The 23,351-nt window shown below is 72.0% G+C and carries 17 protein-coding genes and 1 pseudogene; 8 read left to right on the forward strand and 10 right to left on the reverse strand.

The features are described from left to right. Positions 1–17: 17 nt before the first annotated feature. The 4 genes from GXP74_RS22440 to GXP74_RS22455 form a co-directional block, all read right to left on the reverse strand. Entirely contained in the window at positions 18–4,034 is a 4,017-nt protein-coding gene (locus GXP74_RS22440; protein ID WP_182453038.1) for a HAMP domain-containing protein, read from the reverse strand. 126 nt (positions 4,035–4,160) lie between these two features. After that, positions 4,161–4,607, reverse strand: coding sequence for an ATP-binding protein (locus GXP74_RS22445; protein ID WP_182453039.1), 447 nt, complete (start codon positions 4,605–4,607; stop codon positions 4,161–4,163). A gap of 101 nt (positions 4,608–4,708) precedes the next feature. Then, on the reverse strand, positions 4,709–5,089 hold the full coding sequence (locus tag GXP74_RS22450; RefSeq protein WP_182453040.1) for an STAS domain-containing protein: 381 nt from the start codon (positions 5,087–5,089) through the stop codon (positions 4,709–4,711). Positions 5,090–5,181: 92 nt separating this feature from the next. After that, positions 5,182–6,075, reverse strand: coding sequence for an RNA polymerase sigma factor SigF (locus GXP74_RS22455; RefSeq protein ID WP_182453041.1), 894 nt, complete (start codon positions 6,073–6,075; stop codon positions 5,182–5,184). A gap of 382 nt (positions 6,076–6,457) precedes the next feature. On the opposite strand from GXP74_RS22455, the gene GXP74_RS22460 reads away from it, so the two are divergent. From GXP74_RS22460 to GXP74_RS40805, 6 genes and pseudogenes are all read left to right on the forward strand, one after another. After that, positions 6,458–7,972, forward strand: coding sequence for an MFS transporter (locus GXP74_RS22460; protein ID WP_182453042.1), 1,515 nt, complete (start codon positions 6,458–6,460; stop codon positions 7,970–7,972). Positions 7,973–8,052: 80 nt separating this feature from the next. Then, complete coding sequence (locus GXP74_RS22465) at positions 8,053–8,421, forward strand: thioesterase family protein (protein ID WP_182453043.1); 369 nt, start codon at positions 8,053–8,055, stop codon at positions 8,419–8,421. 450 nt (positions 8,422–8,871) lie between these two features. Then, positions 8,872–9,333: a sorbitol dehydrogenase family protein gene (locus GXP74_RS40800; RefSeq protein WP_225448114.1), complete on the forward strand. Its 462-nt coding sequence runs from the start codon at positions 8,872–8,874 to the stop codon at positions 9,331–9,333. Continuing rightward, the gene (locus tag GXP74_RS22470; RefSeq protein ID WP_225448115.1) at positions 9,330–11,231 is read left to right on the forward strand and encodes a GMC family oxidoreductase; all 1,902 of its coding nucleotides are present in this window, start codon (positions 9,330–9,332) and stop codon (positions 11,229–11,231) included. Before GXP74_RS40800 ends, GXP74_RS22470 begins: the two co-directional genes overlap by 4 nt. A gap of 15 nt (positions 11,232–11,246) precedes the next feature. Further along, the gene (locus GXP74_RS22475) at positions 11,247–12,116 is read left to right on the forward strand and encodes a hypothetical protein (RefSeq protein WP_182453044.1); all 870 of its coding nucleotides are present in this window, start codon (positions 11,247–11,249) and stop codon (positions 12,114–12,116) included. A 73-nt stretch (positions 12,117–12,189) separates the two neighbouring features. Continuing rightward, positions 12,190–13,001: pseudogene (locus GXP74_RS40805) on the forward strand (GAF domain-containing SpoIIE family protein phosphatase); the annotation flags it as partial. A gap of 66 nt (positions 13,002–13,067) precedes the next feature. Here GXP74_RS40805 and GXP74_RS22490 read toward each other — a convergent pair. Then, entirely contained in the window at positions 13,068–13,682 is a 615-nt protein-coding gene (locus GXP74_RS22490) for a DinB family protein (RefSeq protein WP_182453045.1), read from the reverse strand. Between the two features lie 181 nt (positions 13,683–13,863). On the opposite strand from GXP74_RS22490, the gene GXP74_RS22495 reads away from it, so the two are divergent. Next, on the forward strand, positions 13,864–14,694 hold the full coding sequence (locus GXP74_RS22495) for an oxidoreductase (RefSeq protein WP_182453046.1): 831 nt from the start codon (positions 13,864–13,866) through the stop codon (positions 14,692–14,694). A 73-nt stretch (positions 14,695–14,767) separates the two neighbouring features. Here the strand turns inward: GXP74_RS22495 and GXP74_RS22500 are convergent, their stop codons facing one another. After that, the gene (locus tag GXP74_RS22500; RefSeq protein WP_182453047.1) at positions 14,768–16,213 is read right to left on the reverse strand and encodes a glyceraldehyde-3-phosphate dehydrogenase; all 1,446 of its coding nucleotides are present in this window, start codon (positions 16,211–16,213) and stop codon (positions 14,768–14,770) included. Positions 16,214–16,485: 272 nt separating this feature from the next. After that, positions 16,486–16,740, reverse strand: a complete 255-nt coding sequence (locus GXP74_RS22505) for a Smr/MutS family protein (RefSeq protein WP_182453048.1) — start codon at positions 16,738–16,740, stop codon at positions 16,486–16,488. Positions 16,741–17,094: 354 nt separating this feature from the next. On the opposite strand from GXP74_RS22505, the gene GXP74_RS22510 reads away from it, so the two are divergent. After that, positions 17,095–19,458: an ATP-binding domain-containing protein gene (locus GXP74_RS22510; protein ID WP_182453049.1), complete on the forward strand. Its 2,364-nt coding sequence runs from the start codon at positions 17,095–17,097 to the stop codon at positions 19,456–19,458. Between the two features lie 42 nt (positions 19,459–19,500). On the opposite strand, the gene GXP74_RS22515 is transcribed toward GXP74_RS22510, so the two are convergent. The 3 genes from GXP74_RS22515 to GXP74_RS22525 form a co-directional block, all read right to left on the reverse strand. Beyond that, complete coding sequence (locus GXP74_RS22515) at positions 19,501–20,265, reverse strand: YhjD/YihY/BrkB family envelope integrity protein (protein ID WP_225448116.1); 765 nt, start codon at positions 20,263–20,265, stop codon at positions 19,501–19,503. Positions 20,266–20,368: 103 nt separating this feature from the next. Beyond that, positions 20,369–22,744, reverse strand: a complete 2,376-nt coding sequence (locus GXP74_RS22520) for a phosphoketolase (RefSeq protein WP_182453050.1) — start codon at positions 22,742–22,744, stop codon at positions 20,369–20,371. 161 nt (positions 22,745–22,905) lie between these two features. After that, positions 22,906–23,289, reverse strand: coding sequence for a MerR family transcriptional regulator (locus tag GXP74_RS22525; protein ID WP_182453051.1), 384 nt, complete (start codon positions 23,287–23,289; stop codon positions 22,906–22,908). Between the last annotated feature and the right edge of the window lie 62 nt (positions 23,290–23,351).

Genomic DNA, 23,351 nt, shown 5'->3' on the forward strand with positions numbered 1-23,351 from the left:
TGGGCTGGAGACACACCCTAGACCTCCAGCCAGCGCCGCATGCAGGCGATCAGGGCGTGGGCGTCCACCGGCTTGGTGACGTAGTCGCTCGCCCCGGACGCCAGGCTCTTCTCGCGGTCCCCGGGCATGGCCTTGGCGGTCACCGCGATGATCGGCAGCGTCGCGTGCCGCGGGATGGCGCGGATGGCGGCGGTGGCGGCGTAGCCGTCCATCTCCGGCATCATCACGTCCATCAGGATCAGCTCGACGTCGGGGTGGCGGGCCAGCAGGTCCATCCCGGTGCTGCCGTTCTCGGCGTGCAGGACCCGCATACCGTGCAGTTCGAGGATCCCGCTGAGGGCGAAGACGTTGCGCGGGTCGTCGTCGACGACCAGGACCTTGCGTCCGGCCAGGCTGCCGTCGACCTGGTCGGGGGTGGACCGGGTGCCGCTCTGGACGCGTACCAGCGGGACGACGTCCCCCGGCCGCTCGACGCTGAGGTGCAGCGCGATCCGCTCGCGCAGCTCGTCCAGGCTGGGCAGCAGCTCCAGTGGCTGGGCCGCCGCCCTGGCCTGCAGCGCCCGCTCCCGCGCGGTGTCCAGCCGCCGGGTGTTGTGCGCCAGCACCGGCACGCCGCGCAGGGCCGTGTCTCCGTCCATGGCGGCGAGGAAGTCGAACGCCGCGTCCTGCGGCATGTCGAGTTCCAGCACCACGCAGTGGCAGGACTCGGACGCGAGCGCCGCCGCGGCCTCCGCGCCCCCGGGCACCGAGACCACCTCGACCCGGTGCCGCGCCCCGTGCGGGTCACGACCGGCGCTGAGGTCGGCCACGGCGCTCTCGGCCACCAGCGAGAGCAGGCCGCGCGGTCGCTCCTCGACCACCAGCAGTCGGCGCTTCTGGGCCGGGACGATGACCGCCGCCTCGGCGCCGCCGTGGAGGTCACCGGCGGGACCGGCCTCGCCGGTGGGCTGGGACTCGAACTCCGGCCTGGCCAGCGGCAGGTAGAGGGTGAAGACGCTGCCCTCGCCGGGGACGCTCTCGGCGGTGATGGAGCCGCCCAGGAGTTGGGCCAGCTCCCGGCTGATGGACAGGCCGAGGCCGGTGCCGCCGTACTTGCGGCTGGTGGTGCCGTCCGCCTGCTGGAAGGCGCCGAAGATGGACTCCAACTGCTCCTCGGCGATGCCGATGCCGGTGTCGCTGACCCGGAAGGACAGCGCCGGGCCGTTGCGCCTGACCCGTTCCGGCAGCCGGTCCGGGTCCGCCGGTTCGATGTGCAGTTCGACGCCGCCGGACTCGGTGAACTTCACCGCGTTCGACAGCAGGTTGCGCAGCACCTGACGCAGCCGCGACTCGTCGGTCAGCAGCTCGGTGGCCACGCCGCGGGTGGTGGTCACCCGGAAGTCGAGGCTCTTCTGCATGGTCAGCGGCCTAAAGGTGGCCTCGGCGTAGTCGATCAGCTGCCGCAGCGGAACGCGTTCGGGGGTGACGTCCATCTTCCCCGCCTCGACCTTGGACAGGTCGAGGATGTCGTTGATCAGCTGTAGCAGGTCGGACCCGGCGGAGTGGATCACCCCGGCGTACTCGACCTGCTTGGCCGTCAGGTTGCGGGTCGGGTTCTGCGCCAGCAGCTGGGCCAGGATCAGCAGGCTGTTGAGCGGGGTCCGCAGTTCGTGGCTCATGTTGGCCAGGAACTCCGACTTGTACGTCGACGCCAGCGACAACTGGTGGGCGCGGGCCTCCAGTTCCTGGCGGGCCTGCTCGATCTCCAGGTTCTTCGCCTCGATGTCGCGGTTCTGGGCCGCCAACAGCGCGGCCTTGTCCTCCAGTTCGGCGTTGGAGTGCTGCAACTCCTCCTGCTGGTTCTGGAGCTCCTCCGAGCGTGCCTGCAGTTCCGCTGCCAACCGCTGGGACTCACCCAGCAGTTCGTCGGTGCGGGCGTTGGCGACGACGGTGTTGACGTTGACGCCGATGGTCTCCATCAGCTGTTCCAGGAAGTCGCGGTGGACCGCGGTGAACCGGTTGACCGAGGCCAGCTCGATCACACCGAGCACCTGCTCCTCCACCATGATCGGCAGCAGGATCAGGCTGGTGGGCGCGGTCCGGCCGATGCCGGAGCCGATGGTGACGTAGTCCGCCGGGACGTTCTCGACCTCGATCGTGCGCCTGCTCCGCGCGGCCTGGCCGACCAGGGTCTGGCCGGGCCGGAAGCGCTGCGGCCGCCCGTCGCCGACGCCCTCGCCGGGGTGGCCGTAGGAACCGAACAGGCGCAGGTCGACGCTGCCCTCGGCCTCGTTCATCTCGGCCAGGTAGAACGCCCCGTACTGGGCGGAGACCAGGGGCGCGAGTTCGTCCATGATGAGCTCCGCGACCAGCGCCAGATCCCGGCGTCCCTGCATCAGGCCGGAGATCCGGGCCAGGTTGGACTTGAGCCAGTCCTGGTCGTGGTTGGCACGGGTGGTCTCCCGCAGCGACTCCACCATGGAGTTGATGTTGTCCTTGAGGTCCGCCACCTCGCCGGAGGCGTCGACCGTGATCGAGCGGGTCAGGTCGCCCTCGGCCACGGCGCTGGTGACCTCGGCGATCGCCCGGACCTGCCGGGTCAGGTTCCCGGCGAGTTCGTTGACGTTCTCGGTGAGCCGCTTCCAGGTGCCGGAGATCCCCTCGACCTCGGCCTGGCCGCCGAGGCGGCCCTCGCTGCCGACCTCCCGCGCCACCCGGGTCACCTCGGCGGCGAACGCCGACAGCTGGTCGACCATGGTGTTGATGGTGGTCTTCAGCTCCAGGATCTCGCCCCGGGCGTCGACGTCGATCTTGCGGGTCAGGTCGCCCTTGGCGACGGCGGTGGTCACCTGGGCGATGTTGCGGACCTGGTTGGTCAGGTTGTTGGCCATGGAGTTGACGTTGTCGGTGAGGTCCTTCCAGGTCCCGGCCACGTTGGGCACCCGGGCCTGGCCGCCGAGCATGCCCTCGGTGCCGACCTCCCGGGCCACCCGGGTCACCTCGTCACCGAAGGCGGACAGCTGGTCGACCATGGTGTTGATGGTGGTCTTCAGCTCCAGGATCTCGCCCCGGGCGTTCACGGTGATCTTCTGCGACAGGTCGCCGCGGGCGACGGCGGTGGCGACCTGGGCGATGGAGCGCACCTGGGCGGTGAGGTTGCCCGCCATGGAGTTGACCGAGTCGGTCAGGTCCCGCCAGGTGCCGCCGACGCCCGGTACCTGGGCCTGGCCGCCGAGGGCCCCCTCGGTGCCGACCTCGCGGGCGACCCGGGTCACCTCGTCGGCGAACGCGGACAGCTGGTCGACCATGGTGTTGATGGTGTTCTTGAGTTCCAGGATCTCGCCGCGCGCGTCCACGGTGATCTTCTGCGACAGGTCGCCCTTGGCCACCGCCGTGGTCACCTGGGCGATGTTGCGGACCTGGTCGGTGAGGTTGCCCGCCATGAAGTTGACCGAGTCGGTCAGGTCCCGCCACACCCCGCCCACGCCCGGCACCTGGGCCTGGCCGCCGAGCCGTCCCTCGCTGCCGACCTCGCGGGCCACCCGGGTCACCTCGTCGGCGAACGCCGACAGCTGGTCGACCATGGTGTTGACGGTGCTCTTCAGCTCCAGGATCTCGCCGCGCGCGTCCACGTCGATCTTCTGCGACAGGTCGCCCCGGGCCACCGCCGTGGCCACCTGGGCGATGTCGCGGACCTGGCTGGTGAGGTTCCCGGCCATCGCGTTCACCGAGTCGGTGAGGTCGGCCCAGGTGCCGGAGACGCCGGTGACCTGGGCCTGGCCGCCGAGCCTGCCCTCGGTGCCGACCTCCCGGGCCACCCGGGTCACCTCGGAGGTGAACAGCGACAGCTGGTCGACCATGCCGTTGAAGACCGTGGCGATCTCGCCGAGCAGTCCCTCGCCGTCTCCGGGCAGCCGGGTGCCGAAGTCCCCGTCGCGCACGGCGGTCAGTCCCGCCAGCAACTGCCGCAGCTCCGATTCACCCACACCCACCGGGCTGCCGGCGACCTCGCCGTGCGCAACCCCGTGCGTGTCTCCGGTGGTCGTGTCGCCCATGCCCGCCCTCGCCGTACGTATGCACTGAAACACGGCATCCCAGTCCTCCGCTGAGGATACCGGGCACGGGCGGGACCCAAGGGCGCGCGGACGTTTCCGTCGCGCTGATCGGCGACGGCTCGCGCCTCAGGGGGTGGCCACCTCGATCCACACGGACTTGCCGGTGGGCCGCGGCTGGGTGCCCCAGGCGGTGGAGAGCCGGGCGATGATCTGCAGGCCGTGGCCGCCGGGGCGCGCGGCCTGGTACGGCTTGCGCGGGACGGGCTCCTGTCGGCTCTCGTCACTGACCTCCACCCGCAGCCGCTCCCGGGTGCCGTGCAGCAGCAGCTCGACGGCGCCACCCGCGTGCAGATTGGCGTTGGTGACCAGTTCGGAGACCAGCAGCAGCACGTCCTCGGCCACCGCCTGCTGTTCGTCGGTCACTCCCGGCAGCCACTGCCAGTCCTGCAGCGCCTGCCGGGTGAAGTCACGGCAGCGCCCTACCGCGCCCTTGGCGCCGACCAGGGCCAAGCGACGGATCTGGCCGCCTTCGGGCAGTCCGCCCAGCGGCGGACGCGTGTCGGGGATGCTCATCGCGACTCACTTCACTGAGGGTGCGGCAGCGACAGGTGTCTCGCCAGTCACCGATCCCCTGCCCGGAACCGGACAATTGATGCCAGAAGGCCAGTATTCGTTCATGCCGCACCCAGGGCCGATTCAACGTCAGGGTAGACCTGGAACACGGTGTCCGCCCCGGTGATGCCGAACATCCGGCTGGTGGCCGTCGGAACAGCGGCCAGGCGGATCGCCGACCCCTGCCCCTCGGCCCGGAGCCTCGCCGCCAGCAGCGCGTTCAGACCGGTGGAGTCGCAGAACGACATGCCCTCGCAGTCGACCACGATCAGTTCGATCTCCGGCTCGCCCAGGGCCGCCGTGAGCTCCGAGGTCAGCGCCGGGGCGGAGTCGAGGTCCAACTCCCCCACCACCGCGAGGACGACACTGGCTCCCACCCGGCGGCTGCTCACGGTGAACCCACTGGTGGCGGGGGGCTCCGCCGCCGCGCTCGCACGGTTCATATCCGTCCTTCCGCTCTACTCTTCACGCTCACTCTTCCAGCTGACGCCACGCGGCGACCGCCGCACAGCCAGGGTACGGCCCCGGGCCGGGCTCACTGGTCCACCAGCAGGCCGGTGCGCAGCGCCCCCACCGCCTTGGCCAGCAGCCGCGAGACGTGCATCTGCGAGATGCCCAGCTCCGCGCCGATCTGGGACTGGGTCAGCTCCGCACCGAAACGCAACGAGAGGATCATACGTTCACGCTCGGGGAGCTGGGCGACCAGCGGCTTGAGGGACTCCAGGTTCTCGATCCCCTCCAGGCCCGGGTCCAGCGCGCCGACCCGCTCCACCAGGGAGCCGCCCGAGTCGCTCTCGTCGTCGCCCGGCTGGGCGTCCAGCGAGCTGACCGCGTAGCCGTTGGCCGCCACCAGCCCCTCGCTGACCTCCTCCACCGTCAGCCCCAGGTGCGCCGCCAGCTCGGCCGAGGTCGGCGCGCGGTCCAGCCGCTGCGCCAGGTCGTCGGTGGCCCGGGCCAAGGTCAACCGCAACTCCTGCAACCGGCGCGGCACATGGACAGCCCAGCTGGTGTCCCGGAAGAAGCGCTTCATCTCGCCGACGATGGTGGGCAGCGCGAACGTCGGGAACTCGATCCCGCGCTCGGGGTCGAACCGGTCGATGGCCTTGATCAGCCCGATCGTCCCGACCTGGACGATGTCCTCCATCGGCTCGCTGCGGTTGCGGAACCGCCCGGCGGCGAACCGCACCAGGGTCAGGTTCATCTCGACCAGGGTGTTCCGCACGTACTGGTACTCGTGCGTCCCCTCCTCCAGCGCCGCCAGGCGCGCGAACAGCACCTTGGAGATCGCCCGGGCGTCCGCCGGACCGACCGCGGCCGGGTCCGCGACAACCCCCGCGGGCCACAGCCGCCCGACCTCCTGGCATGCCTCGACATCGGCCTCGACGACGGCCTCGACATCCACCGACACGACACCTGCGCTGCTGCTCATCGCGTTCCTCCCTGGCGGCGGCCGACACCCTGCCGGACCGGTCCGCCCAACTCGACGTCCTGAACCTGAGGCCCCGTCTACCCCGGTCCGGAACATCCATGCACCCCGGATTCCATCTATTCTCGCATCCGGTCCGCCCGGGGACGGCGGGGCAGCCGGTACCCCCGTGCGCGGGCAGCGGGCGCGGCTGCGGTTGGCACTGCCCGCGACCGGACGGGAGGGTGGGTGAGCAGACCCCAGTACGGCGTTCTCCCGGCTCGGCGGCGGTGGCTCCGCCCCGGGGAGTGGATCAGCTGTTCACGGGAACACGCGGATCAGCAGGAGCGTCGACAGCGGGCCCGGATCCAGGGACCGGCGACGTGCGATGAGCCGGAGGTGCCTGATGCCCAAGCCCCCGAGAGTGGCGTCCTGGGGTGACGACGCCGGGCCGACCGCCTCGGGCTCCGCCACCGGCGGGGCCTTCAGCAGTCTGATCCCGGCGCGTCTCGACCGGCTCGGGTGGTCGCGCTTCCACACCCAGATGGTGATCGCGCTGGGCGTGGCCTGGGTGCTCGACGGGCTGGAGATCACCGTCGCCAGCAACGTCACCAGCATCCTGACCCAGAAGGACACCCTGAACCTGTCGTCCGGCTCGGTGGCCTTCTCGGTCGGTACCGTGTACCTCCTGGGCGAGGTGGCCGGTGCCCTGTTCTTCGGGTGGCTGTCGGACCGGTGGGGACGGCGCAACCTGTTCCTGATCACCCTGGGCGTCTACCTGGCGGGCGGAGCGCTGACCGCGTGCACCGCCGGGCACTCCCCGGGCTGGGTGCTGTGGCTGGACGCCACCCGCTTCATCGCGGGCATGGGCATCGGCGGCGAGTACGCCGCGATCAACTCCGCCATCGACGAACTGATCCCGGCCCGCTACCGCGGCCGGGTGGACATCGCCATCAACGGCACCTACTGGGGCGGGGCGCTGCTGGCCACCGTGCTCACCCTGTCCGTGGTGAACAACCTGCCGAGCAGCTACTCCTGGCGGCTGGCCTTCCTCTTCGGCCCGATCCTGGGCTTCTTCGTCCTCTTCGTCCGCAAGAACCTCCCGGAGAGCCCGCGCTGGCTGCTGATGCACGGCAGGGTGGACGAGGCGGAGGCCGCCGTCCAGCAGATCGAGCGCAGCGTCGAGGCCAGCGGCGGCACGCTCCACCGGGTGGACGAGTCCCAGGCCATCACCGTCACCGCGGCCGGCAGCATCGGCTTCGTCACCCTGGCCCGGACCCTGTTCTCGCGCTATCCCGGCCGCTCGGTGCTGGGAGCCTCCCTGATGATCACTCAGTCGTTCCTCTACAACGCCATCTTCTTCACCTACACCCTGGTGCTGACCAAGATCTACGGGGTCGCCACCGGCGACACCGGCTACTACTTCCTCTTCTTCGCGCTGGGGAACCTGATCGGCCCACTCACCATCGGCCGCCTGTTCGACACCATCGGCCGCCGGAAGATGATCTCCGGGACCTACTTCCTGTCCGGTGTCCTGCTGGCCGTCAGCGCGTTCCTGTTCAAGGCCGGGCTGCTGAACGCGTTCACCCAGACGGTCTGCTGGTGCGTCATCTTCTTCTTCGCCTCGGCCGGGGCCAGCGCGGCCTACCTCACCGTCAGCGAGATCTTCCCGGTGGAGGTGCGGGCCAAGGCCATCGCGTTCTTCTTCGTCATCGCCCAGTCCTTCGGCGCCTTCGGCCCCTGGCTCTACGGGCAGCTGATCGGTGACGGGCACGACCACTTCAAGCTGTTCATCGGCTACCTCATCGGCGCGGGAGTGATGATCGTCGGCGCGGTGGTCGAGGTCTTCCTCGGTGTCGACGCCGAGGGCCAGTCCCTGGAGTCCATCGCCACCCCGCTGTCCACCGCCAAGTCGACCTGAACCGTCCCCGCCGGGGCCCGGTCGGCCGGTCGGCCGGGTCCCGTTCGGCGCGAGCCCGCCTCGGCGGGTAGCCTGGCGGAATGCGCTACGAGGTGACCGAAGCCGATACGGCGTCCGCGTTGGGCAGCGGTGATGTGCCGGTGCTGGCTACCCCGCGGCTGATCGCCTGGCTGGAGGCGGCGACCGTGGCGTCCGCCGCGCCCCTGCTCAGGGCGGCCAGCCAGACGACCGTCGGCACCGCGGTCCGGGTCCAGCACCGGCGGCCGACCCGGGTGGGCGGCTGGGTCGAGGTGGCCGCCGAGCCGTCGGCCACCTCGGGCGACCGCCTCACCTTCACCGTCCGGGCGACCGACGGCTCCGGGAGGGTCGTGGCCGAGGGCGAGATCGACCGGGCGGTCGTCGACCGCGAGCAGTTCCTCGACCGGGCACCGAAGCCGACGGCCGAATAGCGGAACCGCTCAGCGGCTGCTCCGGCGGGCCTTCCAGACCTCCTCGACCGGCCAGCGCCCGGCCCAGTCCCGGGGCGCAGCAGCCGGGCCGCTTCCGGGATCCAGGCGTAGGGGTCGCACCGGATCGCCGCGCCGTACTCGCTGACGGCGAGGTCGAAGCCGACGTCCGGAAGGGGCACCTGTTCGGCGTTGCCGTGCAGCAGCGGGAACTCCAGGCCGTCCACGTCCTCGGGCAGGAACGGTACCTCGCTCTGCGGGACCTGGAAGACCCCCAGGCCGGCTGGTCCTGTGCCCAGGCCCGTTCACCGGGGGCGACCCAGCGGTCGGCCGTCCCGCGCGGTTGTGCCCGGTGTCGAGGCATGAAGCGCGGACTGCCGAGGAAGGATCATCATGGCATGACCATGCTTGATCCATGCGGGCCAACTCAGCGCCCCGGGGACGGAGTCGGTGGTGGCGGAGGACTTTCTTCGGGTGTCGGCGGAACTGACCGGCTTCGACACGGGCGAGTTGGCCGGAACCGGCATGGCCGAGACCTACCACGCGGCCGTACGCGAACGGGTCGGCCCCGGGACCCTGGACCGCCTGGCCGTCGCGCTGACCCGGACGGGCGGCGGTCCGGGCTCCCTCACCGACCCGGCCCTGCTGGAGGTCGCCCGCGCGGTCTGCTCCCTGTGGTACCTGGGCGTGTGGCCGGTCCTGTCGGAGGCCACCTGCCGCCGGTTGGGGTTACCCGGTCGGCCGACGTCCGTCCGACCCGAGGGCGGCTACCCGCAGGGACTGCTGTGGCGGGCGCTCGGCACTCCCCCGCCCGGTACCCGGCCACCCGGCTTCGGCAGCTGGGCCGAGCCACCGCCCGGCGCGAGCCCGCCGGAGCGCCGCGGACCCGCCCCGACGACCGGAGCCCTGCGGTGAACCCGGGGGACGCGCCGGACCGGGAGCGGTACGACGTGATCGTGGTGGGCGCCGGGATCGCCGGGTCGTTACTGGCGCAGCGGCTCGGGGAGCGCGGGCACCGGATCCTGGTGCTGGAGGCGGGGGTGGGCGCCGACGGTCCCACCGGGACAGCCGGGGACCGGGCCGGTGAGCGGGCCGGTGAGCGGGCCGGTGAGCGGGAGTCCGCCGTGCGCAGGTTCCAGCGGGCGGCGGCGAAGGTCCCCAGCTCGGCGCTGGCGCCCAACCCGCTGGTCCCCTCCCCCGAGGTACTGGACCTCACCGGCCTGCCCGACGGCGGCTACCGGGCGAACGGGTACTTCGTCCAGGACGGGCCGCTGCCGTACGCCAGCGGCTACCTGCGGGTCAACGGCGGCACCGGGACGGCCTGGACCGGGCTGACCCCGCGCATGCACCCGCAGGACTTCCACACCGAGGACTTCGGCTACGGCCGCGACTGGCCGATCAGCTACCAGGAGTTGGAGCCGTACTACCGCGCCGCGGAGCGCGCGGTCGGCGTCGCCGCCGACGCGGCCGAGCAGCGGGAGGCGGTCGGTCTGCCGATGCCCGAGGGCTACGCCTTCCCGATGGCCCCGATCCCCGCCAGCCACCTCGACCAGGTGCTGGCGGCGCGGCTGGACGGCCGCGAGATCGCCGATCCGGCCGGGGCGGCGCCGACCGAGCTGCGGGTGGTGGGCACGCCGCAGGCGCGCAACAGCGCGCCCACCCCGGAGTACGGACCGGCCTGCGCGGGCAGCGCCAGCTGCATCCCGGTCTGCCCCACCGGAGCGAAGTACACTCCGGCCCGCACCCAGGCCCGGTGGCGGCCGTGGGTCACGCTGCGCACCCGGGCGGTGGTGTCGCGGGTGCTGGCGGACCCGACCGGCCGGGTCACCGGCGTCGAGTACCACCGCTACCCGGACCCGGGCGGCGCGGACGCCGTCGGCCCGGCCGCCGCGCCCGGCACGACGCACACGGCCCGCGCCGCCGTCGTGGTCCTGGCCGCGCACGCGATCGAGAACGCCCGGCTGCTGTTGGCGTCCGGTCTGGCCAACTCCAGCGATCAGGTGGGCCGCAACCTGATGGACCATCCGGTGCTGCTCACCTGGGGCCTGATGCCGCACCCGATCGGCGCCTACCGGGGACCGGGGTCCACCTCCGGCCTGGAGGGGTTCCGCTTCGGCCCGGCCCGGGCGGCCCGCGCGCCGTTCCGGATCGAGATCGGCAACTGGGGCTGGGGCTGGGCGTCCGGACCGCCGGACGACGAGGTCGCCGCCGTCCTGCGCGACGGCGACCCGGCCGCGCCCAACGGGCGGGGCCTGTTCGGCAAGGAGCTGCGTCAGGTGCTCGGCGACCGGGTCGGCCGCCAGTTCGCCCTGCAGTTCGAGATGGAGCAGAGCGCCGACCCGGCCAACCGGGTCACCCTCGACCCCCGGCGGCGCGACCGCTTCGGCAGTCCGCGCCCGGTGCTGAGCTACGACCTGTCCGACCACGTGAAGGCCGGGATGGAGGCCGCGAAGGCGGTCTCGGACCAGATCTTCGCGCTGCTCGGCGCCGAGGACCACACCAGCTACCGGCCCGGGCCGAGCAACCCGGGCTGGTTCACGTTCCGGGGCAGGCCCTACAGCTACCGGGGCGCGGGCCACGGCGGCGGCACCCACATCATGGGCCACCGGGCCGCCGACTCGGTGGTGGACTCCTGGCAGCGCTGCTGGGACCACCCGAACCTGTACGCCGTGGGCTGCGGCAGCATGCCCTCCCTCGGCACTGCCAACCCGACGCTGACCATGGCCGCGCTCACCCTGCGCAGCGCCGAGCAGATCGACCGCGACCTGAGCCGGTCCCGGCTCACCGTCACCAGCCCCGAGCACCAACCCTGAGGAGCACCGCGCCCGATGAACCCGGACCTGACACTGCCACCCGTCGCCGCGCCCTACCAGCTGCCCTTCCACTACGGCGCCCTGCACAACATCGGCCTGGACTACCTGGTCGACCCGGAGCCGGTGCGCGAGGTGCTGGCCAAGCGGCATCCCGACCTGACCGCCGCCGACTTCGACGGGCGGGCCTGCGTCACGCTCAACTACCAGCTCTACTTCGCCCAGTACCCGGGCGGGGCCGGGGTCACCCAGGAGATCGAGTACAGCGTCATCGCCTACCCCACGGCCGCCGCCGACCGCCTCGCCCGGCTGTCGTACCAGCAGTTCGCCCACGGCTACGACCAGACCAAGCTGCTGGGGATCGCCCGGCTGCACGTGCTGTGCGACAACGCGCTCGCCATCGACGCCGGGACCAGGCTCTACGGGGAGCCCAAGTACCCCGCCTGGTTCGAGGCGACGATGCCCTCGCTGAACGGCCCGGCGGCCGAGGCCTGGTCCGTGAGCTGCAAGGACGCCGCGTTCGCCGAGGACGGCGGCATCGAGCGCCGGGAGCGGACGCTGTTCTCGTTCGCCGTCGACCTGGCCGGGCTGCCTCGCGTCCCGGTCAACAACACCCCCATCACCGGCTACGGCACCGACGCCGCGGGCCGCTCCCTGGCCGGACCGATGAACGTCTACCAGCCGTACCAGTACCACGCGCTGGCGGACCTGGCCGCCGACCCGGTGCGGCTGACCGTCCACGACGAGACCTCGCCGGTCGGCACGGAGTTGACCGCGCTGGTCGGGACCGCCCCCGCGGTCGGGGCCTGGACGTACCAGTCCCCGCCCGTCGCGGCGCACAACCACCCCTACTACCTGGTCAGCCACCGGCCGGGGACGGCCGGGTAGCGCGCCGCCCGGCCCGGGCGCGAACGCAGTAGACCGAGTTGTCGGCCGGGGGCGGCGGGGTCATCCAGATCGTATGGGCCCGGGCAGCGAGAGCGACAGCGGTCGCGCGCTGGTGGAGTGGGCGTTCCGCCAGGCGTCCATGGCGATGGCCGTCTTCGACGTCGACCAGCGCTACCTGCGGCTCAACACCACGGCGTGCGGGGTGATCGGCCTCGACGAGGAGGCCCCGCGCGAGGTGGCCGCGACCGGTACACCGGCGCACTACCGGACCTACGGCCGGGCGCCCTCGGGGATCCGCGAGCACGCCTGGAACCTGGAGCTGTGGCCGATCCGGGATCCGGCCGGGGAGGTCTGCGCGGTCGGCATGGCCGCCGCTGGTGCTGCGCCGGATGGCCCACCTGTCGACGCAGGCGGGCACGCCGGAGGCCGTCATCGAGCTCGGCGGCGGCGACGCCTACCCGCCGTACTCCCCTCCGGCCCGGGCGCTGCGCACCGGCCGCGCGGTGCTCAGCGGCAGCGGGGACCCGGACTTCGACCGGTGGACGGCCGCGGTCCCGGCCCGGGCCGGGAAGATCCACGGCTCCAGCGTGGACTCGCTGATGGCGCTGCCGCTCATCGCGCGCGGCACCACGCTCGGCGTCGCGGTGCTGCTGCGCACCCGGCCGGAGGGCTTCCACCGGGATCGGCGGGGACTGGTTCGACATCATCCCGCTCTCGGGCGCGCGGGTCGCCCTGGTGGTCGGCGACGTGGTCGGGCACGGCCCGCACGCCTCGGCGAACATGGGCAGGCTGCGCACCGCCGTGCAGACGCTCGCGGACGTCGACCTGCCGCCCGACGAGCTGCTGGCGCACCTGGACGACCTGGTGCTGCGGCTCGGCGACGACCTGGACTGAGCCGGTCGGCGGAGCGCTGAGCGCCGCCGACGCCCCCGCCGAGCCGCCCGGACGGGGCTACTCGTCGCCGCCGGCGTCCCGGTCCGGGGCGGCCCGGGCCTCCTTCGCGACGCTCTCCAGCCGGTTCCAGTACTCCTGGTACCAGGCCGCGTCGCCGCCGTCCACGTTGCTGTTGCTCGGCCGCATGCCGGTGCTGCCGTCGATCAGCTCCCGGACGATGTCGGCGTGACCGGCATGACGGCTCGCCTCGGCCGTCATGTGCAGCATGATCCGCTGTAGCGTCGCGTCGCCCTTGTCGCCCCACCACGCGACGTGACCCATGGTGTCGAGCGGCAGCGCCTCGATCGTCGCGTCCGCGTGCGCGCAGGCGCGGCGGTAGAGGCCGAGGATCTCCTCGCGTGACTCGTCGGCCGTGGCCCACATGTCGGCGTTGGGCTCGGCGTCGTCGTCCCACCAGGGGAGGGACTCGTGGTGCGGGCGGTCGAAGGTCGGGCCGAAGTAGCCGAACTCGACGCTCGCGAGGTGCTTGACCAGGCCGAGGAGGTTGGTGCCGGTCGGCGTCAGCGGGCGGCGGATGTCGTACTCGGACAGGCCCTCCAGTTTCCAGACGACGGCTTCGCGAGCCGCCTTCAGGTACCGGTGCAGGTCGTCCTTGGGGTCGTTGGGCTTCATGGGGCCGAGTCTTCCATCCCCCGCTGACAACCGGCGCTTGATTTTCCGCTGCCCGCGGGCGCGCTGGGCTCCAGCGGCTGCCGGGCCGCGTGCGGGTAGCAGCGGACCAACGGCCGGTCGTCGGCTGTGAAACAGTTCAACCAGTAGGAAACGTCGGCAAGTTATCTCTGATGGAGTGTCAATGAGCAAGGTATGGCTGGTCACTGGCGCCAACAGCGGCTTCGGCCGGGCGATCACCGAAGCCGCGGTGGCCGCGGGCGACACCGTGGTCGCGGCGGTCCGCCGTGCGGGCACGGCCGCCGACCTCGTCGCCGCCCACCCGGACCAGGTCGAGGAGACCCTGCTGGACGTCACCGACATCGACGAGATCGACACGGTGGTGGACGACCTGGTGGCCCGGCACGGCCGGATCGACGTCCTGGTCAACAACGCCGGGCGGACCCATGTCGGGGCGGCCGAGGAGGACATCGACCAGCAGCTCCGCGAGCTGTTCGAGGTGCACGTCTTCGGACCGGCCGCACTGGTCCGCGCGGTACTGCCGTACATGCGGAAGCGCCGCTCGGGCGCGATCGTGCAGCTCAGCAGCATGGGCGGACAGATGTCCTTCGCCGGGTTCTCCGCGTACAGCGCGACCAAGTTCGCCCTGGAGGGCTACTCGGAGGCGCTGTCGGCGGAGGTCGGCCCGCTGGGGATCAAGGTGCTGGTGGTCGAGCCGGGCGGGTTCCGCACCGGCCTGATGGGCAACGCCACGGCCAGCGGCCAGATCGACGTCTACGCGGACACCGTCGGCGTGACCCGCGCCATGATCGACAGCAGCGACGGCAGCCAGCCGGGCGACCCGGCGAAGGCCGCCACCGCGATCCTGGCCGCGCTGGACGCCGAGCGCACTCCGCTGCGGCTGCCGCTGGGCAGCGACAGCGTCGACGCGATCCTGGCCCACCTGGACAGCGTCCGGGCCGACATCACCGGCTGGGAGAAGACCGCCCGGGGCACCGACTTCGACGTCAGCTGACGCCGGTCCGGATGCGCCGGCGGGGTGGCAGGTCGGGACCGACCGCCACCCCACCGGCGCCCGGCGCGGGGGGTCAGACCGCCGGCGCCGGGTAGGTCGGGTACTCCACCCCGGAGACGTACTGGACGACCCGGACGACCTGGCAGGAGTAGCCGAACTCGTTGTCGTACCAGAGGTAGAGGATGGCGTTGTCGCCGTCGACCTTGGTCGCGCCGGCGTCGACGATCGAAGCGTGGCGCGAGCCGATGAAGTCGCTGGAGACCGCGTCGGGGGCGCTGATGAAGTCGATCTGCCGCTTGAGCGGCGAGGTCAGCGACACCTCGCGGAGGTACTCCAGCACCTCCTCGCGGTTGGTCTCCCGCGCGAGCCGCAGGTTGAGGATCGCGATCGAGACGTCCGGCACCGGGACCCGGATCGAGCTGCCGGTGATCGGGGCCTTGAGCTCGGGCAGCGCCTTGGCGACCGCGGAGGCCGCGCCGGTCTCGGTGATGACCATGTTCAGCGGCGCCGAACGGCCGCGCCGGTCGGAGCTGTGGTAGTTGTCCAGGAGGTTCTGGTCATTGGTGAACGAGTGGACGGTCTCCACGTGGCCGCGCAGGACACCGTACTCCTCCGCCATCGCCTTCAGCGGCGGCACGATCGCGTTGGTGGTGCAGGAGGCGCAGGACAGGATCCGCTCGTCCGGCTTGATCGTGTCGTGGTTCACACCGTGGACGATGTTGGGGACGTCGCCCTTGCCCGGCGCGGTCAGGACCACCTTGGCGATCCCGGGGCGCAGGTGCCTGGAGAGGCCCTCCCGGTCGCGCCACCGGCCGGTGTTGTCCACCAGGATGGCGTCGTTGATGCCGTACTCCGTGTAGTCCACCGACGTCGGGTCGTCCGAGTAGATCACGGTGATCTCGTGGCCATTGGCGATGATCTTGTTGTTCGCCTCGTCGACCGTGATCGTGCCCTGGAACTGGCCGTGGATGGAGTCGCGGCGCAGCAGCGAGGCGCGCTTGACGAGGTCCTCACCACCACCGTTGCGGACGACGACGGCCCGCAGCCGCAGTCCGTTCCCGGAGCCCGCCTTCTCGATCAGCAGCCGGGCGAGCAGCCGCCCGATCCGGCCGAAGCCGTAGAGCACCACATCCCGCGAGTCCCGGCGGTCCAGCTTGTTCGCGCCGGTCGCACCGGCGACGGCCTCGGCGGTGAACTCCTCGACCGAGAGTCCGCGCTGGTCGCTCTGGTACATCGCGGCGAGCATGCCGATGTCGATCTGGGAAGGGCCGAGGTCGATCGCGGTGAGGGCCTGCAGGAAGGGCAGCGTCTCGGTCACCGAGAGCTCTTCACCAGCGATCTGGCGTGCGAACCGGTGAGTCTTGAGGATGCTGACCACCGACTTGTTCACCAGGGAGCGGCTGTGCAGCAGGACGGTGACGTCCCTCTCCCGGTGCAGCCTCCCGATGATCGGGATCATCGACTCCGCGATCTCCTCGCGCTTCATCCAGTTCGTGAACACGTCGTCATTGACAGTCACAAGTTCATCTTTCGCGTTAGACGATGTTCACATAATAGCGTTCGACCTGCGCGTTCTCGCACCCAGCCCCCGGCCGACGGAGCCCCGCCGTTCGACGGATCCCCGGGCCGGGCGGGCGCTCGCGTTTCGGGCGCAACCGGCACCGGCGCCTCTCGACAGCCCAGGTCCCGCCACCCCAAGGGGACATGACGCTACGTCAGATATGGGATGTCGCCCCGGCAGCACCGGCTGCTGAACCCGGTGGCCGCGGTCCCGGGCGCGGGGGTACCGCGCTACGGCTGGTCGCGGAAGTGGACGAGCACCCGTCCCTCGTTGCCCGGGGCCGCCTCGTGGCGCAGGTAGAGCTTCCTGATGTGCTTCTGGTCGAGGAAGGCCAGCACCCGTCGCTTCAGCTGGCCCGTGCCCTTGCCGGGGATGATCTCGACGACCGCCTCACCGGAGCGCGCGGCGGTGAACAGGAACTGCCGCATGGCGAGCTCGATGTCCCGGTTGTTCCGGTAGATCGGGTGCAGGTCCAGACTCAGCATCCGGCACCGTCCTCGGACTCCGCGGCCTGCTCGTCGACGATCACGGTCGCACGATAACCCCCCGCGCCCGGTCGGCACCAGGAGCCGACCGGCCGGGCGCCGAGGCGGGCAACAAAAAGACGAAGCGGGCAACAAAAAAGAGAGAAGCGCGCTCACTTCTCCCTGTACTCAATCTATAGCGCGGTGGGGGGCTTGCCGCAAGGCCCCGGTCGTGCCGCACAATCGTCGACCGAAGCCGGAATCCGCGGGAACGGCGGTCGCGACGCGCGTGTCCCGGTCCGACCGCGGAGCCGCCGGTCAGCGACACCGCGCCGACTTCCGAAATCGTTCGATCACCTGAATGTGGAGCAAGTCTTGGCCCCCACGTCATCGTCATCCACGCCCCCGTCCTCCTCGTCCGAACTCGATTCCGCGGTCAGTGCCGACTGGCGGTCCAGGGAGCTGCGGGCCGAGAACGCGTACGTCGGTGCGCTGTACGACCGCCTCGACGACCAGCACGAGCTCGCCAGCGACGCGCTGCGCGAGACCCACCGCCAGGCGAAGGGCGGGACGCGGCAGTCCCGGATGGAACGGGACACGCTGGAGATCCACCACACCCGTCGGCTGGCGGAGCTGCACGCCGCCGAGTACGGGCTCTGCTTCGGCCGGATCGAGAGCGCCGACGGCGAACGGCAGTACATCGGCCGGATCGCCCTGGCGGACGAGAACCACGACCCGGTGCTCACCGACTGGCGGGCGTCCGCGGCGGAGCCGTTCTACCGGGCCACGCCCGCCAGGCCCGGCGGGGTGGTGAGCCGACGGCACCTGCGGAGCAAGGGCCGGACCGTCGTCGACTTCGACGACGACGCCTTCGGCGTGAGCGCGCTGGAGGGCCGGGACAGCTCCGAGCTCAGCGGGGAGAGCGCGCTGCTCGCCTCGCTCACGGCGGCCAGGACCGGGCGGATGGGTGACATCGTCTCCACCATCCAGGCCGAGCAGGACCGGGTCATCCGCTCCGAGCTCGGCGGCGTGCTGGTGGTCCAGGGCGGCCCGGGGACCGGCAAGACCGTGGTCGCCCTGCACCGGGCCGCGTACCTGCTGTACACCCACCGCGAGCGGCTGGCCAAGCGCGGCGTGCTGGTCATCGGCCCGAACACGACCTTCCTGCGCTACATCGACCAGGTGCTCCCCGCGCTCGGCGAGAGCGAGGTCGTGCTGAGCAGCATCGGCGGGCTCTACCCGGGGGTGAACGCGACCGACGCGGACGCGCCGGAGGTGGCCGCCGTGAAGGGCGACGTCCGGATGGCGCGGGTGCTCGCCGCCGCGCTGGACGGCCTGCGGCGGCTGCCGGACGCGCCCTTGACGATCACCGTGGGCCGCAGGTCCCGTTACCGGGAGGAGCTGGAGATCAGCCGGGCCCTGTGCGAGCGGGCCCAGGCCGCCGCGCACCGGACCCGTGAACCGCACAACACCGCCCGCGCCGCCCTGGTCGAACGGATCTCCTCGGAGCTGGCGCTGCGGATCGCCAGGGACCGCGGCGACCGGGACCCGGCCGCGCGGATGGACCTGGACGAGGTGGCGGACCTCGCCGACGCCCTCGTCGAGGAGCCCGACGTCCAGGCCCTGGCGGAGCGGCTGTGGCCGCTGCTGGGCCCGGAGCAGCTGCTGACCGCGCTGTTCGGCTCCACCGAGCTGCTGGCGACGGCGATGCCGGACTTCACCGAGGCCGAGCGCGCGGCGCTGCGGCGAGCCGCGCCGGGCCCGGAGCAGGAGGCCGCCCGCTGGACCACCGCCGACGTCCCGTTGCTGGACGAGGCGGCGGAGCTGCTCGGCCCGCTGCCCGCCAGTGCCGCCTCGCAGCGGGCCGAGGCCGCCGCCGAGGCCGCGGCCAGGGCCGAGGAGCTGGAGTTCGCGAAGGTCGTCCTTGACGACTTCGGCGTGGGTCTGGTGGAGATGGACGCGCAGATGCTGGCCCGCCAGTACCAGGGGCCGGAGTCGCTGCGCCCGCTGGCCGAGCGCGCGCTGGAGGACCGGACCTGGGGTTTCGGCCACGTGATCGTGGACGAGGCGCAGGAGCTGTCCCCGATGGACTGGCGCCTGCTGGCCCGCCGCTGCCCCGGCCGCTCGATGACGATCGTCGGCGACCTGGCGCAGACCGGCGCCGCCGCCGGGCTGCGCTCCTGGGGCGAGGCGCTGGACGAGTACACCGCGGGGCGCTGGCGCACGGTGGAGCTCAGCGTCAACTACCGGACCCCGGCCGAGATCATGCGGGTCGCCGAGGGCGTGCTGCGGGCGGTCGACCCGGGTCTCACCGCGCCGCGCGCGGTGCGCGGCGGCGGGAGCCGTCCGTGGAGTCTGCGGCTGCCCGAGCGGGACCGGGCCGCCGCGCTGCGCGCCGTGGTCGAGGGGGAGGTCGCGGCGCTCGACAGCGGCCGGACGGCGATCCTCCACTCCCCCGACTGCCCGGCCGAACTGCTGGACCTGCTGGCCGAGTTGGACGGGGTCACCACGGTTGCCGACGCGTCGGTGCTGGACTCGCCGGTGGTCCTGCTGACGGCCGCGCAGGCCAAGGGACTTGAGTTCGACGCGGTGCTGGTGCTGGAGCCCGCGGACATCGTCGCGGCGCACGCCCGCGGCGTGAACGACCTGTATGTCGCGCTCACCCGGGCCACCAGGAGTCTCGGGGTCATCCACAGCCGCGACCTGCCGGAGTCGCTGAAGGGCCTGGATCCGCGCTGACCGGGCGGGCAGGGGTCCGCCGGACACCCCGGCGGACCCGCGCTACCCGCCGAGGCTGTCGCGGCGGCACTGCTCGCCCACCAGCGCCCCGCCGAAGATGACGAAGCCCACGGCCACCATCCAGGTGACCACGACCAGGACCGTGCCCACCGCCCCGTAGGTCGCGGCGGTGCTGACCACCATGTAGGCGAACACGTACCTGGAGAAGACCAGCAGGCCGAGCATCGCGGCCACGGTGACGACGGATCCGGGCAGGAGCGCGCGCCAGGACACCCGGCGGCCGAGCAGGATCCACTGCCCCCACCAGATCTGCAGCACCCACAGCAGCACCCGGGCCAGTACCGTCCAGGGGGACGAGCTGCGCGAGCTCAGCGCCTCCGCGTAGAACTGGCCGGTCAGTGCCGCGAGCCAGAGCACCTGCTGCCACAGCCGGTGCCGGATCCGCGGCGGCACCGCCCAGATCTTCTCGTAGCCGGTCTGCACGCTGGAGGCGAAGGTCTGGCCGAAGACGCAGACGATCGCCAGGCCGAGCGCGTCGGTGGTGCTGAGCACGCTGTGCGAGGGGGCGAACAGCCGCTTCACGATCCGCTCCGAGGCGCCGGACAGGCCCATGGCGTCGGAGACCCACTGCCCGAAGCCGCCGTAGTCCACCGGTGAGGCGGCGGCGATGACGATCAGCAGCGGCATCAGCGCGACGAAGCCGAGTGCCGCGAAGCCCAGCGCCCGGTGCATCAGCTCGATCTGCGAGGAGCGCCGGTACAGCCTGGCCACGCGGGCGCCGACCGGCGATTCGACCCAGGCACTCACTCGCCGACCGTGTTGTCGGGCTGTCATACCCGCTCGCCCTCCAGGAACGACGCTGCTCCGCAGATCGTACGCACGCCGGATGCGGCCGGCCCAGTGGCGCGCGTCAGTTGCTCCAGGTCCAGTCGGTGACCTCGGGCAGGTCGGTGCCGTGGGCGCGGATCCAGTCGTGGTGGCGCTGGCGGACGTCGACCATCTGCTGGCGGACCCCGGCGGCGCGCACGGCCAGGCCGGGAACCCGGTCGATGACGTCGATGACCAGGCGGTAGCGGTCGAGGTCGTTGCGGACCACCATGTCGAACGGGGTGGTGGTGGTCCCGGACTCCTTGTAGCCGCGCACGTGCAGGTGCGCGTGGTTGCCGCGGCGGTAGGCCAGGCGGTGGATCAGCCACGGGTAGCCGTGGTAGGCGAAGACCACCGGCTTGTCCGGGGTGAACAGCGCGTCGTACTCGCGGTCGGGCATCCCGTGCGGGTGCTCCTCGGCGGGCATCAGCCGGGCGATGTCGACCACGTTGACCACCCGCACCGACAGCTCCGGCAGCAGGCGGCGCAGCAGGTCGGCGGCGGCCATGACTTCCTGGGTGGGGACGTCCCCGGCGCAGGCCAGCACCACGTCGGGGGCGCGGTTCAGCGACTCGGTGCCCGCCCACGGCCAGATCCCGGCGCCGCGCGCGCAGTGCGCGCGGGCCTGGTCCATGGTGAGCCAGTCGAAGCAGGGCTGCTTCCCGGCGACCACGACGTTGACGTAGTCGCGGCTGCGCAGCGCGTGGTCGGCGACCGAGAGCAGGGTGTTGGTGTCCGGTGGGAAGTAGACCCGGACGGCTTCGGGGCTCTTGTTCAGCACGTGGTCGACGAAGCCGGGGTCCTGGTGCGAGAAGCCGTTGTGGTCCTGGCGCCAGACGTGCGAGGTGAGCAGGTAGTTGAGCGAGGCGATCGGGGCGCGCCAGGTCAGTTCGCGGGTGGTGCGCAGCCATTTGATGTGCTGGTTGACCATGGAGTCGACGATGTGGACGAAGGCCTCGTAGCAGGAGAACAGGCCCTGGCGACCGGTCAGCAGGTAGCCCTCCAGCCAGCCCTGGCAGGTGTGCTCGGACAGGATCTCCATCACCCGGCCGTCGTGGGCCAGGTGCTCGTCCACCGGCAGCAGCTCCGCCTGCCAGGCCTTGCCGGTGGCCCGGTAGACGGCCTGGAGCCGGTTGGAGGCGGTCTCGTCCGGGCCGACGATGCGGAAGTCGCGGCGGACCGCGGTGTCGGCCATGACCTGTTCCAGCAGGTCGCCGAGGACCCGGGTGGGTTCGTGCATCGACGCGCCGGGCCGGTCGACCGGGACCGCGAAGCGATCCAGGTCGGCGATCGGCAGCGCGCGCAGCAGGACGCCGCCGTTGGCGTGCGGGTTCGCGCCCAGCCGCCGCTCACCCGCCGGGACGCAGCGCAGCACCTGCGCGCTGGGGCGGCCCTCGGCGTCGAACAGCTCCTCCGGACGGTAGGACCGCAGCCAGGCTTCGAGCTGCCGCAGGTGCTCGGGGTGCTCGTGGACGCCGTCCAGCGGGACCTGGTGGGCGCGCCAGGTGCCCTCGACCGGGAGGCCGTCGACCACCGCGGGGCCGGTCCAGCCCTTGGGGGTGCGCAGCACGATCATCGGCCAGTGCACCCGCTGCCGCTCGCCCGCGCCGGTGCGGGCCCGCTGCTGGGCGGCGTGGATCCGGTCGAGGGCGGTGTCCAGGGCGGCGGCCAGGGCGCGGTGCACCAGGGCCGGGTCGTCGCCGGTGACGTGGATCGGGTCGTGGCCGTAGCCGCGCAGGAGTTCGTCCAGTTCGGCTTCGGGGATGCGGGCGAGCACGGTCGGGTTGGCGATCTTGTAGCCGTTGAGGTGCAGGATCGGCAGCACCGCGCCGTCGTGGACCGGGTCCAGGAACTTGTTGGAGTGCCAGGAGGCGGCCAGCGGCCCGGTCTCGGCCTCGCCGTCACCGATCACGCAGGCGACCAGCAGGCCGGGGTTGTCGAAGGCGGCCCCGTAGGCGTGGGAGAGCGAGTAGCCCAGCTCCCCGCCCTCATGGATGGAACCGGGGGTCTCCGGGGCGACATGGCTGGGGACGCCGCCGGGGAAGGAGAACTGCCGGAACAGCTTCGCCATCCCGGGCTCGTCCCGGGTGATGTCCGGGTAGGTCCGGGTGTAGCTGCCCTCCAGCCAGGAGTTCGCCAGCACCGCGGGGCCGCCGTGGCCGGGGCCCCAGACACAGATCGCGTCCAGGTCCCGGACCCTGATCACCCGGTTCAGGTGCGTGTGGACCAGGTTCAGCCCGGGCGAGGTGCCCCAGTGACCCAGCAGCCGGGGTTTGACCTGCTCGGCCCGCAGCGGTTCGCGCAGCAGCGGGTTCGCCATCAGGTAGATCTGACCGACCGCCAGGTAGTTGGCGGCCCGCCAGTGCGCGTCCAGGTCCTGGACCTCGGCCTCGGAGATGCCGGTGACGGTGGCGCTCATGCTCGGTGGGCTCCCTTGCGGCGGACGACGGACGGCAGACCCCCCGGCCCGTCCCATGAAACGCGGTCACCCCGGCGATGCGCCGAGCAACACGCCGACCGGGGTGGCGGCCGGTCGGATCGGATGTCCGGGTTCGACGCGCGGCCGCCCGGGCCGGGTGCTCATCCGCTGACCAAGGCGGTCTCGCCGATCCGCGCCCGGTGTGCCCGGGCGGTGGCCATCAGCTGGTCCAGGGCGTCCCTGGTCCGGGCGAGTTCGGCGATGTGGCCGGAGAGCCGTTCGCGCTCCAGCGCCATCCGCTCCAGCGCGGCGTCGGAGTTCGCCTCGCTCGGCGTGTCCACGCAGGGCAGCAGGTCAGCGATGGTGCGGCTGGACAGTCCCGCGGCGTACAGCCGCTGGATGAACGCGACCCGGTCGACCTCGCTGTCCGTGTAGTGCCGCTGCCCGCTGGTGCTGCGGCTGCTGCTGAGCAGCCCCTGCTCCTCGTAGTAGCGCACCGACCGGACGCTGACCCCGGACCGCGACGCGAGCTCCCCGATCCGCACGAACCCTCCCGACGGTAGTGGCTGCCCCGCGCCTGTGTCCTGCCTCACAGACGCTTGCCTCT

It is taken from the genome of Streptacidiphilus sp. P02-A3a (assembly GCF_014084105.1).
In the GTDB taxonomy this organism is placed as follows: domain Bacteria; phylum Actinomycetota; class Actinomycetes; order Streptomycetales; family Streptomycetaceae; genus Streptacidiphilus.

What these genes read in the sequence shown, in the direction of transcription:
- GXP74_RS22440 (WP_182453038.1), bottom strand. Translation starts at nt 4,034, where the DNA reads ATGGGCGACACGACCACCGGAGACACGCACGGGGTTGCGCACGGCGAG.
- GXP74_RS22445 (WP_182453039.1), bottom strand. Translation starts at nt 4,607, where the DNA reads ATGAGCATCCCCGACACGCGTCCGCCGCTGGGCGGACTGCCCGAAGGC.
- GXP74_RS22450 (WP_182453040.1), bottom strand. Translation starts at nt 5,089, where the DNA reads ATGAACCGTGCGAGCGCGGCGGCGGAGCCCCCCGCCACCAGTGGGTTC.
- GXP74_RS22455 (WP_182453041.1), bottom strand. Translation starts at nt 6,075, where the DNA reads ATGAGCAGCAGCGCAGGTGTCGTGTCGGTGGATGTCGAGGCCGTCGTC.
- GXP74_RS22460 (WP_182453042.1), top strand. Translation starts at nt 6,458, where the DNA reads ATGCCCAAGCCCCCGAGAGTGGCGTCCTGGGGTGACGACGCCGGGCCG.
- GXP74_RS22465 (WP_182453043.1), top strand. Translation starts at nt 8,053, where the DNA reads ATGCGCTACGAGGTGACCGAAGCCGATACGGCGTCCGCGTTGGGCAGC.
- GXP74_RS22475 (WP_182453044.1), top strand. Translation starts at nt 11,247, where the DNA reads ATGAACCCGGACCTGACACTGCCACCCGTCGCCGCGCCCTACCAGCTG.
- GXP74_RS22490 (WP_182453045.1), bottom strand. Translation starts at nt 13,682, where the DNA reads ATGAAGCCCAACGACCCCAAGGACGACCTGCACCGGTACCTGAAGGCG.
- GXP74_RS22495 (WP_182453046.1), top strand. Translation starts at nt 13,864, where the DNA reads ATGAGCAAGGTATGGCTGGTCACTGGCGCCAACAGCGGCTTCGGCCGG.
- GXP74_RS22505 (WP_182453048.1), bottom strand. Translation starts at nt 16,740, where the DNA reads ATGCTGAGTCTGGACCTGCACCCGATCTACCGGAACAACCGGGACATC.
- GXP74_RS22520 (WP_182453050.1), bottom strand. Translation starts at nt 22,744, where the DNA reads ATGAGCGCCACCGTCACCGGCATCTCCGAGGCCGAGGTCCAGGACCTG.